Source organism: Rhodococcus sp. Q (assembly GCF_005503035.1).
Classification (GTDB): domain Bacteria; phylum Actinomycetota; class Actinomycetes; order Mycobacteriales; family Mycobacteriaceae; genus Rhodococcus_G.
In genome coordinates this window covers 42385-65452 of the sequence record NZ_SCOY01000011.1, presented here as the reverse complement: position 1 = coordinate 65452, position 23068 = coordinate 42385, and the positions used below count along the sequence as shown (strand labels likewise).

Below are 23068 nucleotides of genomic sequence, written 5' to 3'. Positions count from 1 at the left end.
AGCGGCGGGTCGGTCGGGGCGGGTCGCCGGTCAGAGCAGGCTGATCTGCTCCCCGACCGCCGAACCGGGCGGCGTCGCGGGCGCGACGAGGTCGGGGCCGTCGTTCCGGACGCTGTTCACACGGTCGGAGACGGTGCGGATCTCGATGCCCGCGGCGACGGACTCGGACACGCCTGCGGCAAGCAGGCTCGCGGGGACGTCGGCGTCCGGGTCGAGCCAGCGGTCCCAGTTGTCGGGGGTCAGGATCAGCGGCATCCGGTCGTGCACCGACTGCAGGTCGCCGACGGAGTCGGTGGTCAGGATCGTGCAGCTGAGCAGTGGTGGCGCGTCGCCGGGCCGACTGCCGGGCGGATGCCACACCGACCACAGTCCCGCCATGAACAGGGTGGACCCGTCCGTCGCCGTCATGAAGTGGGGCACCTTCACGGCCTTACCCGAGGCCGCCGGTTCGGTGGTCCACTCGTACCAGCCGTCCATGGGCACCAGTGCGCGCTTGGTCTTGACGGCAGCCCGGAAGGCGGGCTTGTCGGCGGCGGTGTCGGCACGCGCGTTGAACAGTGGAGCAGACCGGACCGGGGCTCCGTCGTCGCCGGCCTTCGCCCAGGCCGGGACAAGTCCCCACCGCATCCGCCTGATCCGCCGGGTCGGTGAGGCGTCCGGGTGCTCCCGGTCGTGGCGCGCGACGACGGCGAGCACGGGGTCGGTCGGCGCGACGTTGTACCGCTCCGTCGGCTGCGGCGGCGCGGAGCCGGTCTCGTCGAGTGCGTCGATGTCCACGGCGAGGAGCGCCGGGTCGACGGTGGTCGCATATCTCCCGCACATGCACCCATTCTGGCCTGCCCGTCCGACATGCGTCGCGGCCGCCGCACGGGTACCCCACCCGATACGGGAAGATGGTGGTCGTGAGTCTGTGGAGAGCACCTCTGGCCGAATCGCCCGTGCATGCGACGGTGACCCTGCCCGGGTCGAAGTCGATCACCAACCGGGCCCTGATCCTTGCCGCGCTCGCGTCGGGTCCATCGACGATCACGGGGGCGCTGCGCAGCCGCGACACCGACCTGATGATCGACGGATTGCGGGCCCTCGGGGTGACGATCAGTGAGGCCGGATCCCCCACGACGCTGCGCGTCACCCCCGGGTCGCTGCACTCGGCGACCGTCGACTGCGGACTCGCGGGCACCGTGATGCGGTTCCTGCCGTCCGTCGCGGCCCTCGCGGACGGTCCGGTCGCGTTCGACGGTGACGAGCAGGCACGTACCAGGCCGCTCGCGACGATCCTCGACGCACTTCGGGGCCTCGGCGCGGACATCGACGGCGAGGGGCTTCCGTTCACCGTGGCCGGCCGCGGCGGAATGCGCGGCGGGACCGCGACGATCGACGCGTCCGGGTCCTCCCAGTTCGTCTCGGGCCTGCTGCTCTCGGCCGCACGCTTCGACGACGGTGTCACGGTCCGCCACGACGGCGGTTCGCTGCCGTCGATGCCCCACATCGACATGACGGTCGCAATGCTGCGCGACGCGGGTGTCACGGTCCTGACGCCCGGCGACAGCGGCGATGCCGACACGTGGAAGGTGCTGCCGGGGAACGTTACTCCGGTCGATTGGGTGATCGAGCCGGACCTGTCGAACGCGACGCCGTTCCTGGCGGCGGCCGCGGTCACCGGCGGCACCGTCTCCGTGCCGCTGTGGCCCGCGTCGACGACGCAGCCCGGCGACGCATTCCGCGGCATCCTCACGGACATGGGAGCGACTGTCTCCCTGGAGGATTCACTGCTCACGGTGAGCGGGCCCGACCGCCTGCGCGGAATCGACGTCGACCTCCACGACATCGGTGAACTCACCCCGACGGTCGCGGCGTTGGCGGCGCTCGCGGACGGGCCGTCGGTTCTCCGCGGCATCGCCCATCTGCGGGGCCACGAGACCGACCGTCTCGCGGCGCTTGCCACCGAGATCAACGGGCTCGGCGGATCGGTGACGGAAACGGCGGACGGGCTGCGGATCGAGCCCCGTCCACTGCACGGTGGCCGCTGGCTCTCGTACGCAGACCACCGCATGGCAACGGCGGGCGCGATCGTGGGGCTCGTCGTCGACGACGTCGACGTGGACGACGTCGGCACGACCGCGAAGACGTTGCCGGGCTTCGAGAACATGTGGACGACGATGCTGGCGTCGAGGGTGACGTCCGAGCCCGCCGAGCCGGGGGCGCGGCCCTGACCCCCCGGCGGTACGACGAGTCGGACGTCAGGATCCGTCCGGGCAAGGGGTCGCGCCCGCGGACGAAGAACCGGCCGGACCACGCCCACGCCGAGGAGGCGATGGTGGTGTCGGTCGACCGGGGGCGCTGGGGCTGCGTACTCGGCGGCGACCCCGACCGGCCGGTCGTCACCATGCGGGCCCGCGAGCTCGGTCGCACGCCCATCGTCGTCGGCGACCGCGTCGGCGTCGTGGGGGACGTGTCGGGACGGGTCGACACACTCGCCCGGATCGTGCGCGTGGAGGACCGGACGACGGTCCTGCGGCGCACCGCGGACGACACCGACCCGTTCGAACGGATCGTGGTCGCGAACGCGTCACAACTGCTGATCGTGGTCGCGCTCGCGGATCCGCCGCCGCGGACCGGGTTCGTCGAGCGGGCGCTGGTCGCCGCGTACGTCGGCGGACTGGAGCCGATCCTGTGCCTGACGAAGGGCGATCTCGCGGACCATCAGGAGTTCGCCGCCGCCTTCGCCGACCTCGATGTCCCGGTCGTCCTGGCGGGCACCTCCGAACCGATCGACACTCTGCGGCGCATCCTGGCCGGAAAGGTGACGGCACTCATCGGCCACTCCGGCGTCGGCAAGTCGACACTCGTCAATCGCCTTGTCCCCGAAGCAGATCGAGCAACCGGCGTGGTGTCCGGAGTCGGGAAGGGCAGGCACACCTCGACGCAGTCCGTCGCCCTTCCCCTGCCCGCGCCCGACGATGCATCGCCGGACGACCCGCGTGGCTGGGTCGTCGACACCCCGGGCATCCGGTCGTTCGGCCTGGCACACATCTCCCCCGACGACGTGATGGGCGCGTTCACCGATCTCGCGGCCGCCATCGAGGACTGCCCGCGGGGATGCACCCACCTCGGCCCCCCGGCTGATCCCGAGTGCGCGCTCGACCACCTCGAGGGGCAGGCCGCCCGCCGGTCGGGCGCGGTACGACAACTCCTGGTTGCGTTGTCGTCGAACGACGCCTGGTGACTCCCCCAAGTCACGGTTGAGACTCGATACTGTGACCGTCGACACGTTTTCGCGATCATGTCGTTTACGCTGTACGAGCTCAATCTGATTCGAATCAGCTCACGAAAGTCACGACAGAAAAGCGGCCTCTCGGTCGCCCGGTCACGACGCAAGGAGTTCAGATGAGTGTGGAGCAGATCCTCGGTGCGGGCTCGTCCATCTTCGGTGATGTCAAGTCCATCCTGGCAACCCTGTTGGACCTCGGTTCGACCATCGCAGGTTCCTGACAGCTGATCGCAGCCCGAACACGCCTCCGACCGCTTCCGACATCCATCGGGAGTGGCCGGGGGCGTGTGCGCTTCGGGACGCAGTGGAGCCGCCATACCATCCTCACCGACACCGTCTACGGTTTCGTCTCGACCGCCCTGGGCTCGAACAACGTCGGCTCCGAGGGCGACCACTGACCGACCCGACGAGAGCCGCAGCCGATACCCGGCAGCCCGAATCACGTTGCCCGGGATCGAATTCAGAGACATCATTCGACCGAATCGCATCTGAATCGCGATGTGTCTGCATAGGATCGATCGCGCTCACACGAGCACAGCGACCACGATGGAAGGAAGTCACAGATGGGCAGAGGATTGGGCCATGGAGTGTTCGGACTGCTGGATCAGATCGGAGGGGTGGTCGGCGGCACCCTCAACCTGGCTGGCAACGTCGTCGAACTTTCCCTCGACACGGTCCGACTGGGATTCGACGCCCTGAACGGCTCGTAGGTCGGCGGCGCCTGCCACCAACACGCGCTCCCCGGGACCGATTCGATCGGACCCGGGGAGTTCGCGGTCGGTGAGGGTCGGCGCGGGCCGCGCCGGTGGCGCACAGGCTCGACGCGACCGGCGTGACGTCACGCCAGATCAGGCGCGGGTTGCCTTACGAGACATCACCTTCCGCAGTCCGCGAGGCTTCCGAGCCTCGCGAATCGCAGTCTTGAGGCCACGGATACGCCCCGTCGCCGGGTCGATGGTCCGCGCCGTCTCGTAGCCGTCCCACTTACGCTCGGACGCCGTCTCCGGCGCATCGTCGACCGTGTCGCGCAGATACTTGTTCGGCAACGACAGCTTGGCGATGGTGCGCCACGACTTTCCGTACTGCACGAGGAACGGACCGGTGGTGTACGGCAGGTCGTACTTGTCGCACAGCTCCCGCACCCGCACCGCGATCTCGGCGTACCGGTTCGACGGCAGGTCCGGGAAGATGTGGTGCTCGATCTGGTAGCTGAGGTTGCCGGTCATGAAGTCCATGACCTTGCCGCCGGAGATGTTCGCGCTGCCGAGCATCTGCCGCAGGTACCACTGGGCCTGCGTCTCGGTGTCGACGTCGGCCTTCGTGAACTTCTCGGCACCGTCCGGGAAGTGTCCGCAGAAGATGACCGCGTTGGTCCACACGTTCCGGATGACGTTGGCGGTGAAGTTCGCCGACATCGTGGACTTCCACGCCTTACCGGTGAGCGCCGGGAACACGACATAGTCCTTGACGAGCTGCTTGCCCACCTTGTCGCCGACCTCACGCAGCTTGCGCTTGGTCTCCTCGCGGTCGTCGCGCCCCTTCGCCACCTTACCGAGCTCGACGTGCTGCGCGGCGATGCCGAACTCGAAGAACAGTGCGAGCAGGGTGTTGTAGACGAGGTTGCCCGCGTTGAACGGCTTCCACCGCTGGTCGCGGGTGACGCGCAGCAGGCCGTATCCCACGTCGTCGTCCATGCCGAGGATGTTGGTGTACTTGTGGTGCAGGTAGTTGTGGGTCTGCTTCCAGTGCGCGGAGGGCCCGACCACGTCCCACTCCCAGCTCGCGGAGTGCACCTCGGGATCGTTCATCCAGTCCCACTGCCCGTGCATCACGTTGTGCCCGAGCTCCATGTTCTCGATGATCTTCGCGACCCCGAGCATGCCCGCACCGAGCAGCCAGAGCGGGCGCTTGCGGCTACCGAAGAGGACCGCGCGGCCGCCGACCTCGAGGGACCGCTGGAGCCGGATCGTGTTGCGTAGGTACTTGGCGTCGCGTTCGCCCCGAGACGCTTCGATGTCCCGGCGAATCGCATCCAACTCTCGACCGAGGGCCTCGACATCGGCCTCGGTGAGGTGCGCGTACTCCTTGACGTCCGAAATAGCCATCGTTCTCCCGGTGCAGAACTTCCATTGACCGGGCTACCCTACCGTAAGTTACGGCCCCGTAGGTTACGGAAATTGTGCTGTGATTCGAATCACAGCACTCCCGGCGTCAGCGGTTCCGCAAGGACCGCAGGGCCGACCGGAGCCCGACCCGACCGCCCGACACCGGATCGACCGCGCCCGCAGCCGCGACGCCCTGCCCGAGCCGTGAGAGCACCCGGAACTTGCGTTCCGAGGAGGTCTCGGGCGCATCGTCCGACGTCGCCTTCAGGAAGCGATCGGGCAGCGACAGCTTCATCACGGTCCGCATCGACAGCAGGTACTGCCGGCTGAGCGGGCCCGTCGTGTACGGCAGGTCGTACTTGTCGCACAGTGCCCGCACGCGCAGCGACACCTCCCGCAACCGGTTGCTGGGCAGGTCCGGGAACAGGTGGTGCTCGATCTGGTAGCTGAGATTGCCGCTCATGAAGTCCATGACGCGGCCACCGGAGATGTTCGCGCTGCCGAGCATCTGTCGCAGGTACCACTGCGCCTTCGTCTCCTGCTCGTGCTCCTCGACGGTGAACTTCTCCGCGCCGTCGGGGAAGTGCCCGCAGAAGATCACCGCGTGCGCCCACACGTTCCGGATCACGTTCGCCGCCGCGTTCGCGGTCAACGTCGAGCGCCACGCCGGACCGGTGAGCGCGGGGAAGAGCACGAAATCCTTGACGACCTGCCGTGTCGCCTTGCGCACGAACTCACGACGGAGGTAGTCGACATCCGTTGCACCGCGGGCACGTTCGGCCTTCTGGGTGACCTTCCAGTCGTGCAGCGCGATGCCCCACTCGAACGTGGTGGCGAGCAGGATGTTGGCGAACGGTTGGGCAAGGTTGATCGGACGCCACGGAATGTCCCGTGTGATCCGGATGATGCCGAACTGGACGTCCTCGTCCATCCCGACGACGTTCGTGTACGTGTGGTGCGAATAGTTGTGCGCACGCTTCCACTGCGACGACGGACCCGTCTGATCCCACTCCCAGGTGGTCGAGTGGATCTCCGGGTCGTTCATCCAGTCCCACTGCCCGTGCACGATGTTGTGCCCGAGCTCCATGTTCTCGACGATCTTCGCGACGGCGAGCATCCCGGTTCCCGCCAACCACGCGGGACGGTAGCGGCTACCGAACAGCAGAGCCCGCCCACCGATCTCGAGTGCGCGTTGCAGGCGGATCACGTTGTGGATGTACCGGGCGTCGGACTGACCCCGGGACTCCTCTACGTCCCGGCGGATCCTGTCCAGTTCCCGCCCGAGTTCGTCGATGTCGGAGTCGGTGAGGTGTGCGAATTCAGTGATGTCCGTGATGGCCATCGGGGCCTTCCGTCGAGATGTGATCGTCAGTCACCGTCGGAGGCACCGCGGCTCGTGAATCAAGGGTAGAGGACGTTTCGGCCGGGCGTGGCGGGGCGGGACCCCGAAAGCCTGCACCCGGCTACAGGTCGATCGTGCAGTCCCCCGCCGCCACCGAGATGCACGTCTGCACACGCTCACCCTCACCGTGCTCGTGGCCCGACCGCAGGTCCCGCACGTGTCCCGACACGAGCGGCGCCACGCACGTCTGGCAGATACCCATGCGGCACCCGAACGGCATCTGCACCCCGAGGTTCTCGCCGGCTTCGAGCACCGTCGTCGCGCCGTCCAGTTCGACGGACCGCCCCGACTTCGCAAAGGTGACGGTGCCGCCTTGCCCGGACATGTCGGCACGGGAGATCGTGAATCGTTCGGTGTGCAAGCGATCGACGAGGCCCTCTTCGGACCACTTCCTCTCGACCTCGTCGAGCATCTCGATCGGGCCGCAGGCCCAGGTCTGCCGCTCACGCCAGTCCGGGAAGAGTTCGTCGAGGTCGGCGAGCTTGAACCGGCCACCACTGCGGGTGTGCTGGACGTGCGACACGAAATCCGGGTGGGCGTCGTGCAGCGCGAGCAGTTCGTCGCCGAACATGACGTCCTGCTCGGTGGGAGCGGAATGCACGTGCACGACGTCGGGAAGGGTGCCGCGTCGCACCATCGAGCGGAGCATCGCCATGACGGGAGTGATGCCACTGCCTGCGGTCAGGAACAGGATCTTCGCCGGCGGCGGCTCCGGCAGCGAGAAGTTGCCCTGCGGCGCCGCCAGCCGGACCACGGTTCCGGCGGGAACACCGTTGATGAGGTGGCTCGACAGCCTGCCCTCCGGCATCGCCTTGACCGCGATGGTGATCAGCTTGCGGTCACGACTCGGTGGCGACGTGAGCGAGTACGACCGCCAGTGGAACCGCCCGTCGACGAGGATGCCGATGCCTATGTACTGACCGGGCTGGTAGTCGAAGTTGAAGCCCCATCCGGGCTTGATGACGAGCGTCGCCGAGTCCGAGGTCTCCGTGCGGACCTCGACGACCTTGCCGCGCAGCTCTCGCGCGGACCACAGGGGATTCGCCAGGTGCAGGAAGTCGTCCGGCAACAGTGGAGTGGTCACCCGGGTCACCGCCCCGCGCAGCATGTTGACACTCGGCCGTCGCGGTGCCGACACGTCCGCTGCCGGCGCCTCGAGCCACTTCCTCACACCCATCGAAATCCCGTCCAATCGCAGAAGCTACGGGCCCGTAGGTTACCCGCAGACCGCGCGTACTGTCACGCAGTCCCGGCGAGGGTCAGAGCAGGTCGAGCAGAAACGGCAGTTCCTGGGTCGCGTACCAGGCCAGTTCGTGATCCTCCGCGTCACCGAGGACGAACTCGGCGTCGGCGTCGCCGAGATCGGCGGCGTCCACGATCCCGACCGCTCGCTCGATCGCCGACTCCGCCTCCGCCAGGTCGACGTGCACCGACGCCACCGACGACAACGCGAGCGGCGCCCCCAACCTCACGACGGCGTCGTCCAGGTCCGACCGCACCTTCACCTCGTCGACGTCGGCGGCGATCACCGCGCGTCGAAAGCGCACCTGCGCGGTCGCGCCTGGCTCGACGTCGCCGACCTCGCCTGCGAGCAGACGCAGCGAGGCGCGCGCCGCCTCGCTCATCGCGACTTCGGCGAGTTCCTCGTCGTCGCCGGACGCATACGCCTCCCGCAACGCGGGAGTCACCGCGAACGCGGTCCGGCTCACCGGGTCCAACTCCTCCTCGGCGACCAGCCGCTGAAGCATCGCGATCGTCGCGGGCACGTAGACCCTCATGTACTCCCCTTACCGGCAGGCTTCCAACAACTCGTCGAGCGCTTCGTACAACAGACCGGTGATGACGTCGACATCGGACATCGCATCCCGGTCACCGTTCAAACCGTAGTAGACGTGACCGTCGTACGACGTCAGGCCGATGCTCAACGCCTGGTTCCGGATCAGCGGGGAGACCGGGTACGTCTCGAGCAGCTGCGCCGAGCCCAGGCACAACGGCGCCTGCGGCCCCGGAGCGTTCGTGATCATCACGTTGAACATCCGCTGCGAGAGCCCTGCCGCCAACCTCAGCCCGACGGCGTGCAGCGTCGGCGGAGCCGTCCCCGACACCTGCACCAGCGTCTGCGCCGTCATCGTGCGGTTCTGCCTGCTGTGCGCCTCCGTCGCGTGCGCGATGTGGGACAGCCGGACCACCGGATTCGGCTCGCCCACGGGAAGGTCGATCAGCAGCGACGACGCCCGCCGGTCGAAGTTCTGGGGCACCGAACCGGGATCCTCCACCGCGTCCACGTCCGCCCCCACATCCGCGTTCGACATGTGTACCGCGATCGGCACCATCGCCCGCACCGTCGAGAACGCGGTCACCGGCTCACCACGCGAGAGCAGCCAGTTGCGCAGCGCACCCGTCAACACCGTCAGAACCACATCGTTCACGGAGCAGTGGAATTTGGAACGCACGGTCCGATAGTCCTCGAGCGACGTCTTCGCGGTCGCGAACCGGCGGTTGCGGGAAATGGTGGCGTTCAACGGCGTCGAGGGGGCCGTCGTTGCCGCCGTCCGGACCAGTGCCGCGGCGTTGCCGAGCGCACTCGTCGCCGTCCCGACGACGTCCCCGACCAGATGCTTGATGGTGGCAACACCTTCCGCGGGCCTGGCGATCATCTCGGCCAGTGCACCCATCACCAACTCGGACTCCCGCGGTTCCCGGCCCGGCATCCACAACTCGTCCGGAACCTGACGCGGGTTGTCGCACTCGTCGAACAGCACCTGCCCGATCTCCAGTGCACGCAGGCCGTCGACCAGAGCCGAATGCGACTTGGTGAAGATCGCGACGCGATCGTCCGCCAACCCCTCGACCAGATACATCTCCCACAGCGGACGACTGCGGTCGAGCGGGCGCGACGTCAGGCGTGCGACGAGATCGTGCAGTTGCTCGTCCGAGCCCGGCTTCGGCAGGGCCGACCGCCGCACGTGATAGGTGATGTCGAAGTCGCGGTCGTCGACCCACACCGGCCGCGCCAATCCCAACACCACCTCGCGCACCCGCTGCCGATACCGCGGGACCAGCGAGAGCCTGCGCTCGACGTGCGTGAGCAGGTCCTCGTAGTCCAACCCACTGTCGGGGGCGCGCAGAATCGCGAGCGACCCGAGGTGCATCGGAGTGCTTCCCGCCTCCAGGAAGTAGAAGGACGCGTCCTGCGTCGTGAGCCTGCTGTCCACTGCCCGCCCCCGTCATTCCCCGTGCCCGCGTCGTGCGTTCCGGGTGGTCCCGGCGCTCCCGACGTCCTCGGCATCGAACAGTATCCGCAGTTCGCCGACGGTGGCGGTCACACCCACATGATGGACGCCAACCATCCCGACGGCGACCGCGCCACGCACATTCACACGAAGGTCGTCGACGAACACGCACTCCCCCGGCTCCACTCCGAGCAGGTGCGCGGAGTACCGGTAGACGCGGGGGTCCGGCTTGGCGAGGCCCACGTCGCCCGACAGGACGACCTCGTCCACCACCCGCCCACCACCGAGGTTCCGTAGCGATGCCGCGCCGGGACCACCCGGATCGTTGCTGAGCACGGCAGTCCGCACTCCCCGCGCCCGAAGTTCGGCGACGAGATCCGTCAGCGGCGCCGTGTCGGGCCCGTCGAGTACGCCACCGAAGTCGAGCAGGAGTCCGAGCACGATCCAACAGTACGGCGTCGCCGAGCCGTCGTCGGCGCGCAGCTCGGCGAACGCGGTCGCGAAGTCGATCATGCGAACGACATGCGAGCGAACGGAATTCGTGCGATCCTCGCTGCGGTCCCGGACTCTCCCCGGGCTCGACCGAATCCGCGTACCCGACGTTCGGGTACGACGGCACACCGCAGTCGCTGCGGACACATCCCGTCGAGCGCGCCATCGGCGCGAGGAGAGTCGAATGAAGCGTTACGTCACCGCCGCCCCGAACGGCGAGCCCCCGGTTTCTCCGGCTGCGACCCCCACACCGCCGCCCACCGAGACACCCCGGTGCAACGGCCGTCCCGACCTGCGGTCGGGACGACGACTGCCACACCGGACCCCGACACCACGGCACCACGCCGCCTCGTCGCATCCCGACCGCGAGACTGTCCCCACACACGCCACCGTCGACCCGGACTGCCGCCGCTTCACCGAATTCGTGCTCCGCTCGATCCTCGAGGTCCTCGATCGACGCAGGCACCCGTCGGGGCTGACCGGATTGCTCGCCCCGACTCCACTCAACCTCGTCTCCGCACTGACCCGCGCCGGCATGCCCGGCCGAAGCCTCGGCGCCGCCGGATTGCGCGGGGTCCACATCCGGCACACCGCGCCCGACAGCGCCGAGGTGTTCGGCACCTACGTCCGTGGTCCCCGGACGTTCGCGATCGCGGGCCGGGTCGAGCGGGCCAAGCCGGGTCCACGCTCGAACGCCGGGACGACCAGGACGACGACGACCACCCACCGGCGGAACACGGGTACGCCCGTCGCCGGATGGGTGGTCACGTCACTGCAGGTCGGCTGAGCGGAGCCACGCCGCTCTCGACGGCGGGTTCCGACCCGCCGATGGTCAGCGCTTCGGCCGCGACTTCCGGTTGTCGCGCTCGGCCTGCCTGCGCTCGCGGCGGGTCGGGCCGACGACACCGGTGCTGCCCGCCCCGTCACCGTTGCCGCCGGACGCCGAGGTTCGCGCCGCGACGGTTCCGTCCTCCGCGGGTCCGGAGTAGGTGAGCCGACCTTCCTCGCGCGACTCCAATCCCTTCGCGCGCAGGGCGGCAGGAGCTGCCGGCGCCGCGGGAGCAGCGGGCGCGGGCGGCTGGGCCTCGCGCGTCGCGTCGGCCGTGGCCTCCGGGGTCGCGGTGGGAGCAGTCGCCTGGGTGCGCGCGGCCGCGGCCGCATTCGTCCAGCCCGACTGGGTCTGCGCCGGAGCCGCCTCGACCTGCAGGTTGAACAGGAACCCGACCGACTCCTCCTTCAGGCCCTCGAGCATCGCGGTGAACATGTCGTAGCCCTCACGCTGGTACTCGACCAGCGGGTCGCGCTGCGCCATCGCCCGCAGGCCGATGCCCTCCTTGAGGTAGTCCATCTCGTAGAGGTGCTCGCGCCACTTCCGGTCGAGCACCGACAGCAGCACCCGCCGCTCGAGTTCGCGCATGCCGTTCTCGCCCGCGATCGCGTCGATCTCTGCCTCACGCCTCGCGTAGGCGGTTCGCACGTCGGCGAGCAGCGCCTCACGAAGATCGTCGCGGGACAGGTCGTCGCGGTCCCCGTCGGCGGTCTCGTGCGTGAGATCCCGGTGGTCGATCCCGACCGGGTACAGCGTCTTGAGTGCCGTCCACAGCTGGTCGAGATCCCAATCCTCGACGTACCCCTCAGCCGTCGCCCCGTCCACGTAGGCGGTGACGACGTCGGTGATCATCGTCTCGACCTGACCCTCCATGTCCTCGCCCGCGAGGATCTGACGGCGCTCGTCGTAGATGACCGTGCGCTGCTGGTTCATCACCTCGTCGTACTTGAGGACGTTCTTGCGGATCTCGTAGTTCTGCTGCTCGACCTGCGTCTGCGCGCTCTTGATTGCCTTCGAGACCATCTTCGCCTCGATCGGAACATCGTCGGGCAGGTTGAGCCGGGTCATGATCGACTCGAGCGCCGCGCCGTTGAATCGACGCATCAACTCGTCGCCGAGGGACAGGTAGAAGCGGGACTCGCCCGGATCGCCCTGGCGACCCGAACGGCCGCGCAGCTGGTTGTCGATACGGCGCGACTCGTGACGCTCGGTACCGAGGACGTACAGTCCGCCTGCCTCCCGCACCTGATCGGCATCCGCCTTGACCTGGGCCTGCACCTGTGCGAGCGCGTCGTCCCACGCCGCCTCGTACTCCTCCGGGGTCTCGACGGGGTCGAGACCCTGCTTGCGCAGCAGCACGTCGGCGATGATGTCGGGGTTGCCGCCGAGCACGACGTCGGTGCCACGACCGGCCATGTTCGTCGCCACGGTGACGGCGGCGGTCCGACCGGCTTCCGCGACGATCTGCGCTTCCTGCTCGTGGAACTTCGCGTTGAGCACGTTGTGCGCGATCCCGCGCTTGGTGAACTGCTTCGACAGGTACTCGGAACGTTCGACGCTGGTCGTACCGATGAGCACCGGCTGGCCATTGGCGTGCCGCTCGGCGACGTCGTCCACGACGGCGTCGAACTTGGCGGCCTCCGTCTTGTAGATCAGGTCGCCCTGGTCGACGCGGACCATCGGCCTGTTCGTCGGGATCGGGATGACACCGAGGTTGTAGGTCTGGTGCAGCTCGGCGGCCTCGGTCTCGGCGGTGCCGGTCATGCCGGAGAGCTTGTCGTAGAGCCGGAAGTAGTTCTGCAGCGTGATCGTCGCGAGGGTCTGGTTCTCGGCCTTGATCTCGACCTTCTCCTTGGCCTCGATCGCCTGGTGCATGCCCTCGTTGTAGCGGCGCCCGACCAGGATGCGGCCGGTGAACTCGTCGACGATGATGACCTCGCCGTCGCGGACGATGTAGTCCTTGTCCCGCTGGTACAGCTCCTTCGCCTTGATGGAGTTGTTGAGGTAGCTGACGAGCGGCGAGTTCGCGGCCTCGTACAGGTTCTCGATCCCGAGCTGGTCCTCGACGAACTCGACGCCCGCCTCGTGCACACCGACCGTGCGCTTCTTGATGTCGACCTCGTAGTGGACGTCCTTCTTCAGCAGCGGCGCGATGCGCGCGAACTCGCCGTACCACTTGCTGGACGCATCCGCCGGGCCCGAGATGATGAGCGGAGTACGCGCCTCGTCGATGAGGATCGAGTCGACCTCGTCGACGATCGCGAAGGAGTGTCCGCGCTGCACGAGATCGTCCAGCGTGTGCGTCATGTTGTCGCGCAGGTAGTCGAAGCCGAACTCGTTGTTGGTGCCGTAGGTGATGTCCGCGGCGTACGCGTCACGACGCTGGGCGGGGGTCATCCCCGACAGGATCACGCTGGTCTCGAGTCCGAGGAACCGGTGAACGCGGCCCATCCACTCCGAGTCACGCTTGGCGAGGTAGTCGTTGACGGTGACGACGTGGACGCCCTCGCCCGCGATGGCGTTGAGGTAGGCGGGCAACACGCAGGTCAGGGTCTTGCCCTCACCGGTCTTCATCTCGGCGACGTTGCCGAAGTGCAGGGCGGCACCGCCCATGATCTGCACGATGTAGTGCTTCTGCCCGAGCACTCGCGACGACGCTTCACGGGCGACCGCGAACGCCTCGGGGAGGATGTCGTCGAGAGTCTCGCCCTTCGCGTGACGGTCCTTGAACTCCGCTGTTTTGGCCCGAAGCTGCTGGTCGGACAGTGCCTCGTACGTGGGCGACAACGTATCGACGTGTTCGGCGATGTGCTTGAGCCGCTTGACCATGCGACCTTCACCAACACGGAGCAGCTTGGACAGTGACAACGACGGCACGGGTTTGAACGTCCTTGGGTCTCGGCGGGCAGGTCGGTACACGGTGGATCGGGCTGCCATCGCAGCGGGATCCGGTCGAGGGGTTTTCCCTCGACCGGATCCCATGTTAGGCGCTGCGGTCGCAGATCGAGTCGATCGACCGATCATTCTTGTCTGTTGCTCAGGTTCGTCGGCCTACTCCCCGGCTCGTTCGGGCGGTGTAGCCCGGGGTTCACCGAGAGCGCCCGGCGAACTCAGGCGAGCCGGATGAGCCCGTAGTCGAACGCGTGGCGGCGGTACACGACCGACGGCCGGTCCGTCTCCTTGTCGTGGAAGAGGAAGAAGTCGTGTCCGACGAGTTCCATCTCGTAGAGCGCGTCGTCGACCGCCATCGGCGCTGCGGAGTGCACCTTCGTCCGCACGACCCGGCCGGGACCTTCCGGCTGTTCGGAATCGAGGGAGATCTCGGGCGAGATACCGAGCGAGTCGTCCTCGGCGAGTGCGGCGGTTGCCTCGGCCACGGACACCGGCGTCTTGTCGCCGTAGTGGACGCGCCTGCGATCCTTCGTCCGACGCAGCCGCGACTCCAGTTTGGAGGTCACGCTCTCGAAGGCTGCATAGAAGCTGTCGGCGGCGGCTTCGGCGCGGACCACGGGGCCCTTGCCGCGCGCGGTGATCTCGACGCGCTGACAGTTCTTCGCCTGTCTGCGGTTGCGTTCGTGTTGGAGTTCGACGTCGAAGTGGTAGATCGTCGGGTCGAAGCGCTCGAGTCGAGCGAGCTTCTCGGATACGTAGACCCGGAAATGGTCCGGAATCTCGACACTGCGGCCCTTGACCACAATCTCGGAGCGTGGGGCTTCGGATTCCCCGGTGATTTCTGCAGCGTCCTGAACGAAAGCAGATGCTGTCGAAGGGGTCGTCACGCGTACCTCCCGAATACGGCCGAGTCAAATGTTTGACCTGCGGCGGAATGAGCTACGCCGGGAAGGGGACCGCCCGGCGTCAGGTTCGGAACTTTCACCTCCCACCCGTTTCGTCGGCTGTGTTGGCGACGCTAGTACGAGTTCGAGCCGAGTGCCAGCATTACCGGGGAACGAGTCATGCGGCGGTGATCACAACGACGCCGTCGACGCGGACACCGGCCCGAGAGAGCGCCCGCACCGACTCCGCGGCGGTCGCTCCGGTGGTGAGAACGTCGTCGACGAACAGCACGCATTCGGGCCGCCCGGTATCCCGCAGCGGCGGCACCCACACTCGCCCCGCCAGGTTCTCGACACGACTCCGCGCCGACAATCCCACCGAATCCCTCACCCCCGCAGCAAATTTCAGAACCGGTTCGACACGAACAGATTCCGGAGCCAACGCATGAGAGGCCGCGCCCGCCACCGCGAGCACCGGGTCGCCGCCGCGCGACCGTGCGGCCCGGGCCCGACTCGGGGCGGGCACGAGGACGAGATCGGCGAACTCCGGAGGGTCGATCTCTCCGTCCTCCCGCAACGCGCGAACCGCTGCCGCGACGGCGACTCCGAACGGAACCGCGAGGTCGCGTCTGCCCCTCTCCTTCGCCGCGACGACCGCCGACCGCAACGGGCCGTCGTGGGCGCCGAGAGCCCACACCGGAACCCTCGGATCCACTCGCGGTGTCACCGGCACGGGCCGCCCCGACAGCACGCCGGCACACCGCCTGCACCACAGGGCGCCCTGCGCGCCACACCCGCCGCACTCGCGCGGCAGAATCAGGTCCAGCAGTGCCCGCATAGGGGCAGTGTGCACCCCGGTACCGACACCTCGGCCGCAAGCGGTCAGCCGGGCAGCACCGGAATCGCCTTGACCCCGGTCAGGCCCGGCACCTCGCGCCAGTACCGGTCCCCGGCCGGATCGTTGCTGTTCAGTTGGAACACCGCCCGGGCGTCCGCGACGAACGTCATCGTCGCGGACGAGTCCACCGAGGTCACCGGCGGCGTCAGGTTCCGGCTGGGTAGCGCGTCCATGCGTGACCCGTCCATGGCGACCGTCACGACCGGGATGTCCGACGCGGCCCGCGACACCACCACGGCGTCGCCCGTCGACCAGTCGAGCGCGACCGCGGGACTGCCGAGGCCGACCGCGATCGGACTCGCCCCCGTCAGCTTGTAGGTCCCGTCGGGTTTCGGGACGAGCGTCACCACGTACACCTTGCCGTCGACGATCAACGCCGCTCGCACCCCGTCACGGGACAGGCGGAACTCGGTGATGGTCGAGCCGAGCCCGGCGATCTCGGCGGTGTCGACCGGTTGGGCGAGGGACTCCCCGGACGCCCCGCGAGACACCCGAACCACCTTCGACCCGTCGACGACCGTCCAGACCGCCGAATCCGCGTACGCCCACGACGGCCTCGTCAACGTCGCGCCCTCGATCACCGACGTGGCGAATCCGTCCACCTCACCGATCATCAGCGCTGCGGGCGGCTCCGAGGTTGGCCGGGTGGCGGCGTCGACCCCGGCCGCGACCAGACCGTCACGGGACAGCGCGATCGAACGCAGGCTGTTCCCGGTTCCGAAGTACCCCGGCAGCGCGTCGACGCCGCTGTCGGTGACGCGGACGAGCGCTCCGTCCCGCAACGCGTGCAGACCCACGGACGCGGAGTCGTTCGCGCCCGGATTCGACGACGACACGTCCGCCGTCGTCCACCCGTTGGGCATCCGGTCGTCGAGTGGCTTTCCGTCGCCCATCAGCACGTACGGGCCCGGGATCTCGGCGTTCGCCAGCGTCCACACCACCTGCGCGGCGAGCCGGTCCCGGCTGACGACATCCAGCGTCGAGGTGCCGTCGAACTCGATCCGCAGGCCGCCGAACCCGATGCCGACGCCTGCGCTGCGACCGTCGGTCTTGGTGATCGGCTCGCTCAGCGTCACCTCGTCGAGCTGATTGGTCACCGCGCCCTCGAGCGACGGCTGCGGTCCCGCGATCAGCATCTCGATCAGTCGGTCCGCCATCTCCTGCGGGCTGGTCGAGATCCATCGCAGGTCGGGAACCGTCGTCGATCCCGTCGGGTCGAGGAAGTACAGCGAGTTGCGCTGGTACGTCTTGAGGAACTGGGGCCGATCCAGGGTCACACCGGGTGGCAGTTCGTCGATCCGCCACTCACCGTCCGTCCGGGTCAGCCGGATGGTGGCCTCGTAGGTGCCCTCGACGGCTTCGTACACGCCTTCGGGATCGAGCTGGCCGACCTTGTTCGCACGGATCGTGTAGCTGGCGGTGTCCCCCGACCGCGACTCCGGCAGTACGTCGACCTTGTCGACGATCGAGATGCTCTCGGTGTCGTCCCATCCGTCGGATGCGGACTCGGTCATGAACTGACGCGCGGCAGCGTGCCCGTTGGTCGGGTCGGTACTGGCGCCGAAGAAATCTCGCAGCAACAGGTCGGGTTCGCGGCCCGGTGTCGGTGCGGGAACGGTCGGATTGACCGGTGCCCGGTCGATGGTGCCGATCGCCTGTGGAGTGGACGAATCGGGCAGGCTCGCGCACCCTGCGAGCACCGCCACCGCCGCCAGCAGGGCGGCGGCGAGTGCCGCGCGTCGCCGTGTCATGTCCGCCGCTCCCGCAACATCGGAACGCTCGCCGTTTCGTCGGGATCGAGCATCTCTCCACCCTCGACGTCGTCGCCGTCCGGCAGATGCGAGCCGTCCGGTTCCTTGCCCTGGACACGCTTGGTCGTGGGCGGGCGCAGCGGCAGCGGGCTGCTGGTCACCTTGTGACCGCGGACCAGTGGCAACGTCAACCGGAAGCACGCGCCGACGCCCGGCTCGCCCCAGGCCTCGAGCCTGCCGTCGTGGAGACGGGCGTCCTCGACGCTGATCGCCAACCCGAGACCGGTGCCGCCGGACCTGCGCACCCGCGACGGGTCGGACCGCCAGAACCGGTTGAACACCAATTTCTCCTCACCGGGACGCAGGCCGATGCCCTGGTCGCGGACGATGAATGCGGCAGCGTCGCTGTCGGCTCGCAGCCGCAACAACACGGGCTTGCCCTCGCCGTGGTCGATCGCGTTGGCCAGCAGGTTACGCAGGATCCGCTCGACCCGGCGCGGGTCGACGACCGCGAACACCGGCTCCTCCGGCAGATCGAGGACCAGCTCGGTGCTCGTCTCACGAGCGAGGTGACGAATCGTGGACACCGCGGCACGCGCACTCATCCGCAGGTCGAGCTTCTCGGCGGCGAGTTCGGCGACACCGGCGTCGTGCCTGCTGATCTCGAGGAGATCGTTCAGCAGGGACTCGAAACGGTCGAGCTCGGCGACCAGGAGTTCGGACGATCTCCGCAGCGCCGGATCGAGCTCGGCGCTCCCGTCGTGGATCAGGTCCGCCGCCATCCGCACCGTCGTCAGCGGTGTGCGCAGCTCGTGGCTGACGTCGGAGGTGAAGCGCTTCTGCAGGTTGCCGAACTCCTCGAGCTGGGCGATCTGTTTCGACAGCGACTCCGCCATGTCGTTGAACGACATGGCGAGGCGGGCCATGTCGTCCTCACCGCGAACGGGCATGCGTTCGCGCAGCTTCCCGTCCGCGAACCGTTCGGCGATGCGCGACGCGGAACGAATCGGCAGCACCACCTGACGCGCGACGATCAACGAGATCGCGGCGAGCAACACGAGCAGCACCGCACCGCCGATCAGCAGGGTGCTGCGCATCAGCGACAGGCTGCGGTCCTCCCCCGCGAGCGGGAACACGAGGTACAGCTCGAGGTTGGGAATGTCCGCGACCACGGGGCTGCCCACGAGCAGTGCCGGTCCGGAATACCCGTCCGGGTCGCTGACGGTGGAGAACTGGTAGCTGATCTGCCCGTTGTAGACGAAGTCGCGCAGGTTGCCCGGGATCTGATCGTCCGGGCCTGCGGACGGCTCACCGGCCGGATCCGGCGTCGCCGCGATCAACACCGTGTCGAAGGTCCCCGCCGCGCCCGACGCCGGACCCGAGTCCGAGTTGCGGTTCGTCAACGCGGCGCGAGCGCCCTCCAGCCGGGTGCTGATCGCGGCGGACTCGTCGGTTCCGGCCAGCTCGCTCTGCACCGTGCCGCGGGCACGATCCATCTCCTCGGTGGCCGCGGAGATCTTCGCCTCCAGCAGCCGGTCCGTGATCTGACTGGTCAGGACCACACCGAGGATGGTGATGACGATCAGCGACAGGCTGAGTGTCGAGACGACGACCCGCAGCTGCAGTGAACGTCGCCAGAGGTGCGCCAGAGCCCGGCTCGTGTTCCGGAATCTACGGAGCAGCGGCGTGAACGTGCCGTTGATCCGGCGCCTCATGCGATTTCGGGTCACGGCGGTCCGGCCTTGTAGCCGCCCCCCCTGACCGTGAGTACCACCTGCGGATTCTCCGGGTCACGTTCCACTTTCGCGCGCAGTCGCTGGACGTGCACGTTGACCAGGCGGGTGTCGGCGGCGTGCCGGTACCCCCACACCTGTTCGAGCAGGACTTCGCGGGTGAACACCTGGCGAGGCTTCCGTGCGAGCGCCACCAGCAGGTCGAACTCCAACGGGGTCAGGGCGATGAGCTGTCCGTCGCGTGTCACCTTGTGAGCGGGGACGTCGATGTCGATGTCCGCGATCGACAGCAGTTCCGCGGGCTCCTCCTCGGTGCGCCGCAGCCGCGCACGGACCCGCGCCACCAATTCCTTGGGTTTGAACGGCTTCATCACGTAGTCGTCGGCGCCGGATTCCAGGCCGAGCACCACGTCGACGGTGTCCGTCTTCGCGGTCAGCATCACGATCGGCACACCGGAGTCGGCGCGCAGCACGCGGCAGACGTCGATGCCGTTCATCCCCGGCAGCATCAGGTCGAGCAGGACCAGATCCGGACGGATCTCCCGCACCGCAGACAGGGCCTGCGTTCCATCGCCCACGACGTAGGGCTCGAAGCCCTCGCCGCGAAGGACGATGGTGAGCATCTCGGCGAGTGCCGTGTCGTCGTCGACAACCAGAATGCGTGGCTTCATGTCTCTATCGTGTCACTTCTGAGGGCCGTCGACGCTGATTGGTGACGTCGGCGGCGAGTTGTGCAGGGTCGACGTCGGGGCCGACCACCGTCCACGGCGAGATCCAGGCTCGTGCCGTCAGCCCGTCGTAGACCTCCCCGGTCCGGGTCTGGAGGTCGCCGTCGCGCTCGTAGGCGTCGCGTTGACGGTCCGCCTCGGTGCCCGCACGCCTGAGGGCCCGGTCCGCGGCCAGCGCGACCGGCACCTTCAGCAGAATCTGCAGGTCCGGCCGCGGCAGCCCGAAGCGACCGAACTCGAGGTCCTCGATCCACTCGACCTCCGGGCCCTGGGCGCTCTGGTGCTTGCGGGCGGCGGTGTAGGCGGCGTTCGAGGCGACGTAGCGGTCGAGCAGCACGATGTCGTGGGTGGCGATGAGTTCGCGGAGTTCGTCGGCGGCGTCCCGGCGGTCCAGTGCCCACAGCAACGCCATCGCGTTGACGCTCTCGGCGGTGTCCCCGTGGCTGCCGTGCAAGGCCTCGGCACCGAGGTCTGCGCAGGCGGAGACGCCGTATCGCGGGAAGGCCAGCGTGGCGACGGTCAGTCCGTCCGCCCGCCAGGCGGCGACGAGGGCGTTCGACAGCGTCCGCTTGCCGGCGCCGTCGAGTCCTTCCAGAGCGATCAGGGTTCCCACGGTCGCCCAGCCTAGCGGGCGGGCCGGAGCGACCGCGGGAACCACTCGATCAGTAGCGGTAGTGCTCGGGCTTGTACGGGCCCTCGACGTCGACGCCGATGTACTCGGCCTGGTCCTTGGTCAGCTTCGTGATCGAGCCGCCGAGCGCCTCGACGTGAATGCGCGCGACCTTCTCGTCCAGGTGCTTGGGCAGCCGGTACACCTCGTTGTCGTACTCGTCCGGCTTCGTCCACAGCTCGATCTGCGCGATGACCTGGTTGGCGAAGGAGTTCGACATCACGAACGACGGGTGCCCGGTGGCGTTGCCCAGGTTCAGCAGGCGACCCTCGGACAGCACGATGATCGAGTGGCCGTCGGCGAAGGTGAACTCGTCGACCTGCGGCTTGATGTTGACGCGGGTGACGTCCGCGGCCCGCTCGAGGCCGGCCATGTCGATCTCGTTGTCGAAGTGACCGATGTTGCCGAGGATCGCCTGGTGCTTCATCTGCTTCATGTGCTCGAAGGAGATGATGTCCTTGTTGCCGGTCGAGGTGATGACGATGTCGGCCTGACCGATGAACTCCTCGACGGTCTTGACGTCGAAGCCGTCCATCATCGCCTGCAGGGCGTTGATCGGGTCGATCTCGGTGACCGTGACACGAGCACCCTGGCCACGCAGCGCCTCGGCGCACCCCTTGCCGACGTCGCCGTAGCCGCAGACGAGGGCGGCCTTGCCACCGATGAGGACGTCGGTGCCGCGGTTGATGCCGTCGAGCAGGGAGTGCCGGGTGCCGTACTTGTTGTCGAACTTGCTCTTGGTGACCGAGTCGTTGACGTTGATCGCGGGGAACGTGAGCTCACCGGCAGCGGCGACCTGGTACAGGCGCAGGACGCCGGTGGTGGTCTCCTCGGTGACGCCCTGGACCGATCCGGCGACCGTGGTCCACTTCGACGCGTCTGCCTCGAGAGACTTGCGCAGCAGCGCCAGGAACACCTTGTACTCGTCCGAGTCGTGCTCGTCGTCCGTCGGCGGCACGACGCCCGCCTTCTCGAACTGTGCACCCTTGAGGACGAGCATGGTGGCGTCGCCGCCGTCGTCGAGGATCATGTTGGCGGGCTCGCCCGGCCAGGTGAGCATCTTCTCGGCAGCCCACCAGTACTCCTCGAGCGTCTCACCCTTCCAGGCGAAGACCGGGGTGCCCTTGGGCTCCTCGGGAGTGCCGTGCGGGCCGACGACGATTGCCGCGGCCGCATGGTCCTGCGTGGAGAAGATGTTGCACGACGCCCAGCGCACCTCGGCGCCGAGCGAGGTGAGGGTCTCGATCAGAACGGCGGTCTGGATCGTCATGTGCAGCGATCCGGAGATGCGGGCACCCTTGAGGGGCTGCACCTCGGCGTACTCGCGACGCAGCGCCATGAGTCCGGGCATCTCGTGCTCGGCGAGGCGGATCTCCTTGCGGCCGAACTCGGCGAGCGAAAGGTCCGCCACCTTGAAGTCGATCCCGTTGCGGGTCTCCGCGACGCACTTGTTCTCAGACACTGAGGTCGTCATCTGCCTCTCCTGGTAGCCGATATCTGCAGTAGAGGCTACCGGGAGCCGCACCCGACGAAATACCGGCTAATCGCCGGTCCCGGTGACCTCCTCGCCGAACGGGCCGATCAGCGCCGCCAGATCCTCGGCGACGTCGGCGTGCGCGGCGGGCGGCATCGAGATGTAGCTCAGGGCGAGGCGGACGATCCCCCGGCCGAGAATCCCGGCCTCGGCAGGTCCGGCCTGTATCCAACTGCGCCGAAACGTCTCCGACAGCTGTTCGGCGCCGCGCTCGAGGATCGGTGCGCTGTCCGTGGTGATCAGCCGCAGCAGGTCCGGCTTGGCCTCGCCGGTGAGCAGCGACTTCACCAGCGGATCGGCGGCGCTGAGGGTGAAGAAGTCGGTGAAGCCGTCGACGAGGGCTTTCCGTACCGAACCCGGATGCCGGTACACCGCGGCGCCCACGACCTCGACGAACCGGTCGACCAGCCGCAGCGCGTAGGCCTGGGCCAGCCCGGGGCGTGACTTGAACTCGTTGTAGACGGTCTGCCTGCTCACACCTGCCGCGGTGGCGACCTGCGACATGGTGACCTCGGACCAGTCCTTCTCGGTCACCAGGTCCCGCATCGCGTCGAGCACCGAATCCCGCAGGAGCGCACGTGAGGCCTGCGGATACGGGATTCGGGTCGAGGACGCCATGTCCGCGAGGGTGGCACCTGCCGGCCGG

The 23068-nt window shown here is 68.1% G+C and carries 20 protein-coding genes; 4 read left to right on the top strand and 16 right to left on the bottom strand.

Features of this window, described 5'->3' with window-relative positions:
* Window positions 1–30: 30 nt before the first annotated feature.
* Entirely contained in the window at window positions 31–822 is a 792-nt protein-coding gene (locus FFS72_RS13420; RefSeq protein WP_137874401.1) for an SOS response-associated peptidase, read from the bottom strand.
* 71 nt (window positions 823–893) lie between these two features.
* Here FFS72_RS13420 and aroA point away from each other — a divergent pair, with 71 nt between their 5' ends.
* From aroA to FFS72_RS26465, 3 genes are all read left to right on the top strand, one after another.
* Window positions 894–2213 carry a 3-phosphoshikimate 1-carboxyvinyltransferase gene (aroA, locus tag FFS72_RS13415; protein ID WP_137874400.1) on the top strand — a complete coding sequence of 440 codons (1320 nt, stop codon included), beginning with the start codon at window positions 894–896 and terminating at the stop codon, window positions 2211–2213.
* Window positions 2210–3226, top strand: coding sequence for a ribosome small subunit-dependent GTPase A (rsgA, locus tag FFS72_RS13410; RefSeq protein ID WP_137874449.1), 1017 nt, complete (start codon window positions 2210–2212; stop codon window positions 3224–3226). The genes aroA and rsgA overlap by 4 nt, the downstream gene beginning before the upstream one ends.
* 608 nt (window positions 3227–3834) lie before the next feature.
* Window positions 3835–3981 carry a hypothetical protein gene (locus tag FFS72_RS26465; protein WP_171018664.1) on the top strand — a complete coding sequence of 49 codons (147 nt, stop codon included), beginning with the start codon at window positions 3835–3837 and terminating at the stop codon, window positions 3979–3981.
* Between the two features lie 138 nt (window positions 3982–4119).
* On the opposite strand, the gene FFS72_RS13405 is transcribed toward FFS72_RS26465, so the two are convergent.
* The 6 genes from FFS72_RS13405 to FFS72_RS13380 form a co-directional block, all read right to left on the bottom strand.
* Window positions 4120–5376 carry a fatty acid desaturase family protein gene (locus FFS72_RS13405; protein WP_137874399.1) on the bottom strand — a complete coding sequence of 419 codons (1257 nt, stop codon included), beginning with the start codon at window positions 5374–5376 and terminating at the stop codon, window positions 4120–4122.
* A gap of 106 nt (window positions 5377–5482) precedes the next feature.
* Window positions 5483–6718 carry a fatty acid desaturase family protein gene (locus FFS72_RS13400; RefSeq protein ID WP_137874398.1) on the bottom strand — a complete coding sequence of 412 codons (1236 nt, stop codon included), beginning with the start codon at window positions 6716–6718 and terminating at the stop codon, window positions 5483–5485.
* Window positions 6719–6839: 121 nt separating this feature from the next.
* Window positions 6840–7955, bottom strand: coding sequence for a ferredoxin reductase (locus FFS72_RS13395; protein WP_137874397.1), 1116 nt, complete (start codon window positions 7953–7955; stop codon window positions 6840–6842).
* Between the two features lie 82 nt (window positions 7956–8037).
* Window positions 8038–8556 (bottom strand): DUF6912 family protein, encoded by a 519-nt coding sequence (locus tag FFS72_RS13390; RefSeq protein ID WP_137874396.1) that lies wholly within the window; start codon window positions 8554–8556, stop codon window positions 8038–8040.
* 9 nt (window positions 8557–8565) lie between these two features.
* Window positions 8566–9993, bottom strand: coding sequence for a WS/DGAT/MGAT family O-acyltransferase (locus FFS72_RS13385; RefSeq protein ID WP_137874395.1), 1428 nt, complete (start codon window positions 9991–9993; stop codon window positions 8566–8568).
* 12 nt (window positions 9994–10005) lie between these two features.
* Complete coding sequence (locus FFS72_RS13380; protein ID WP_137874448.1) at window positions 10006–10452, bottom strand: HAD-IA family hydrolase; 447 nt, start codon at window positions 10450–10452, stop codon at window positions 10006–10008.
* Between the two features lie 235 nt (window positions 10453–10687).
* On the opposite strand from FFS72_RS13380, the gene FFS72_RS13375 reads away from it, so the two are divergent.
* Window positions 10688–11290: an Rv3235 family protein gene (locus FFS72_RS13375; RefSeq protein ID WP_137874394.1), complete on the top strand. Its 603-nt coding sequence runs from the start codon at window positions 10688–10690 to the stop codon at window positions 11288–11290.
* Window positions 11291–11335: 45 nt separating this feature from the next.
* Here the strand turns inward: FFS72_RS13375 and secA are convergent, their stop codons facing one another.
* The 9 genes from secA to FFS72_RS13330 all read right to left on the bottom strand — a co-directional run bounded on the left by secA (window position 11336) and on the right by FFS72_RS13330 (window position 23040).
* Window positions 11336–14209, bottom strand: a complete 2874-nt coding sequence (gene secA, locus FFS72_RS13370; RefSeq protein ID WP_137874393.1) for a preprotein translocase subunit SecA — start codon at window positions 14207–14209, stop codon at window positions 11336–11338.
* A 233-nt stretch (window positions 14210–14442) separates the two neighbouring features.
* The gene (hpf, locus tag FFS72_RS13365; RefSeq protein WP_137874392.1) at window positions 14443–15111 is read right to left on the bottom strand and encodes a ribosome hibernation-promoting factor, HPF/YfiA family; all 669 of its coding nucleotides are present in this window, start codon (window positions 15109–15111) and stop codon (window positions 14443–14445) included.
* A 175-nt stretch (window positions 15112–15286) separates the two neighbouring features.
* Entirely contained in the window at window positions 15287–15946 is a 660-nt protein-coding gene (locus FFS72_RS13360; RefSeq protein WP_137874391.1) for a ComF family protein, read from the bottom strand.
* Window positions 15947–15990: 44 nt separating this feature from the next.
* A complete protein-coding gene (gene lpqB / locus FFS72_RS13355) occupies window positions 15991–17757 on the bottom strand; it encodes an MtrAB system accessory lipoprotein LpqB (RefSeq protein ID WP_137874390.1) in 1767 nt (588 codons plus the stop codon).
* A complete protein-coding gene (gene mtrB, locus FFS72_RS13350) occupies window positions 17754–19472 on the bottom strand; it encodes an MtrAB system histidine kinase MtrB (RefSeq protein WP_050064691.1) in 1719 nt (572 codons plus the stop codon). The genes lpqB and mtrB overlap by 4 nt, the downstream gene beginning before the upstream one ends.
* An 11-nt stretch (window positions 19473–19483) precedes the next feature.
* Window positions 19484–20161, bottom strand: a complete 678-nt coding sequence (gene mtrA, locus FFS72_RS13345; protein ID WP_137874389.1) for an MtrAB system response regulator MtrA — start codon at window positions 20159–20161, stop codon at window positions 19484–19486.
* Window positions 20162–20165: 4 nt separating this feature from the next.
* Window positions 20166–20831, bottom strand: a complete 666-nt coding sequence (locus tag FFS72_RS13340; RefSeq protein WP_137874388.1) for a dTMP kinase — start codon at window positions 20829–20831, stop codon at window positions 20166–20168.
* Between the two features lie 49 nt (window positions 20832–20880).
* Entirely contained in the window at window positions 20881–22362 is a 1482-nt protein-coding gene (gene ahcY / locus FFS72_RS13335) for an adenosylhomocysteinase (RefSeq protein WP_137874387.1), read from the bottom strand.
* Between the two features lie 66 nt (window positions 22363–22428).
* The gene (locus FFS72_RS13330; protein WP_137874386.1) at window positions 22429–23040 is read right to left on the bottom strand and encodes a TetR/AcrR family transcriptional regulator; all 612 of its coding nucleotides are present in this window, start codon (window positions 23038–23040) and stop codon (window positions 22429–22431) included.
* Window positions 23041–23068: the final 28 nt, after the last annotated feature.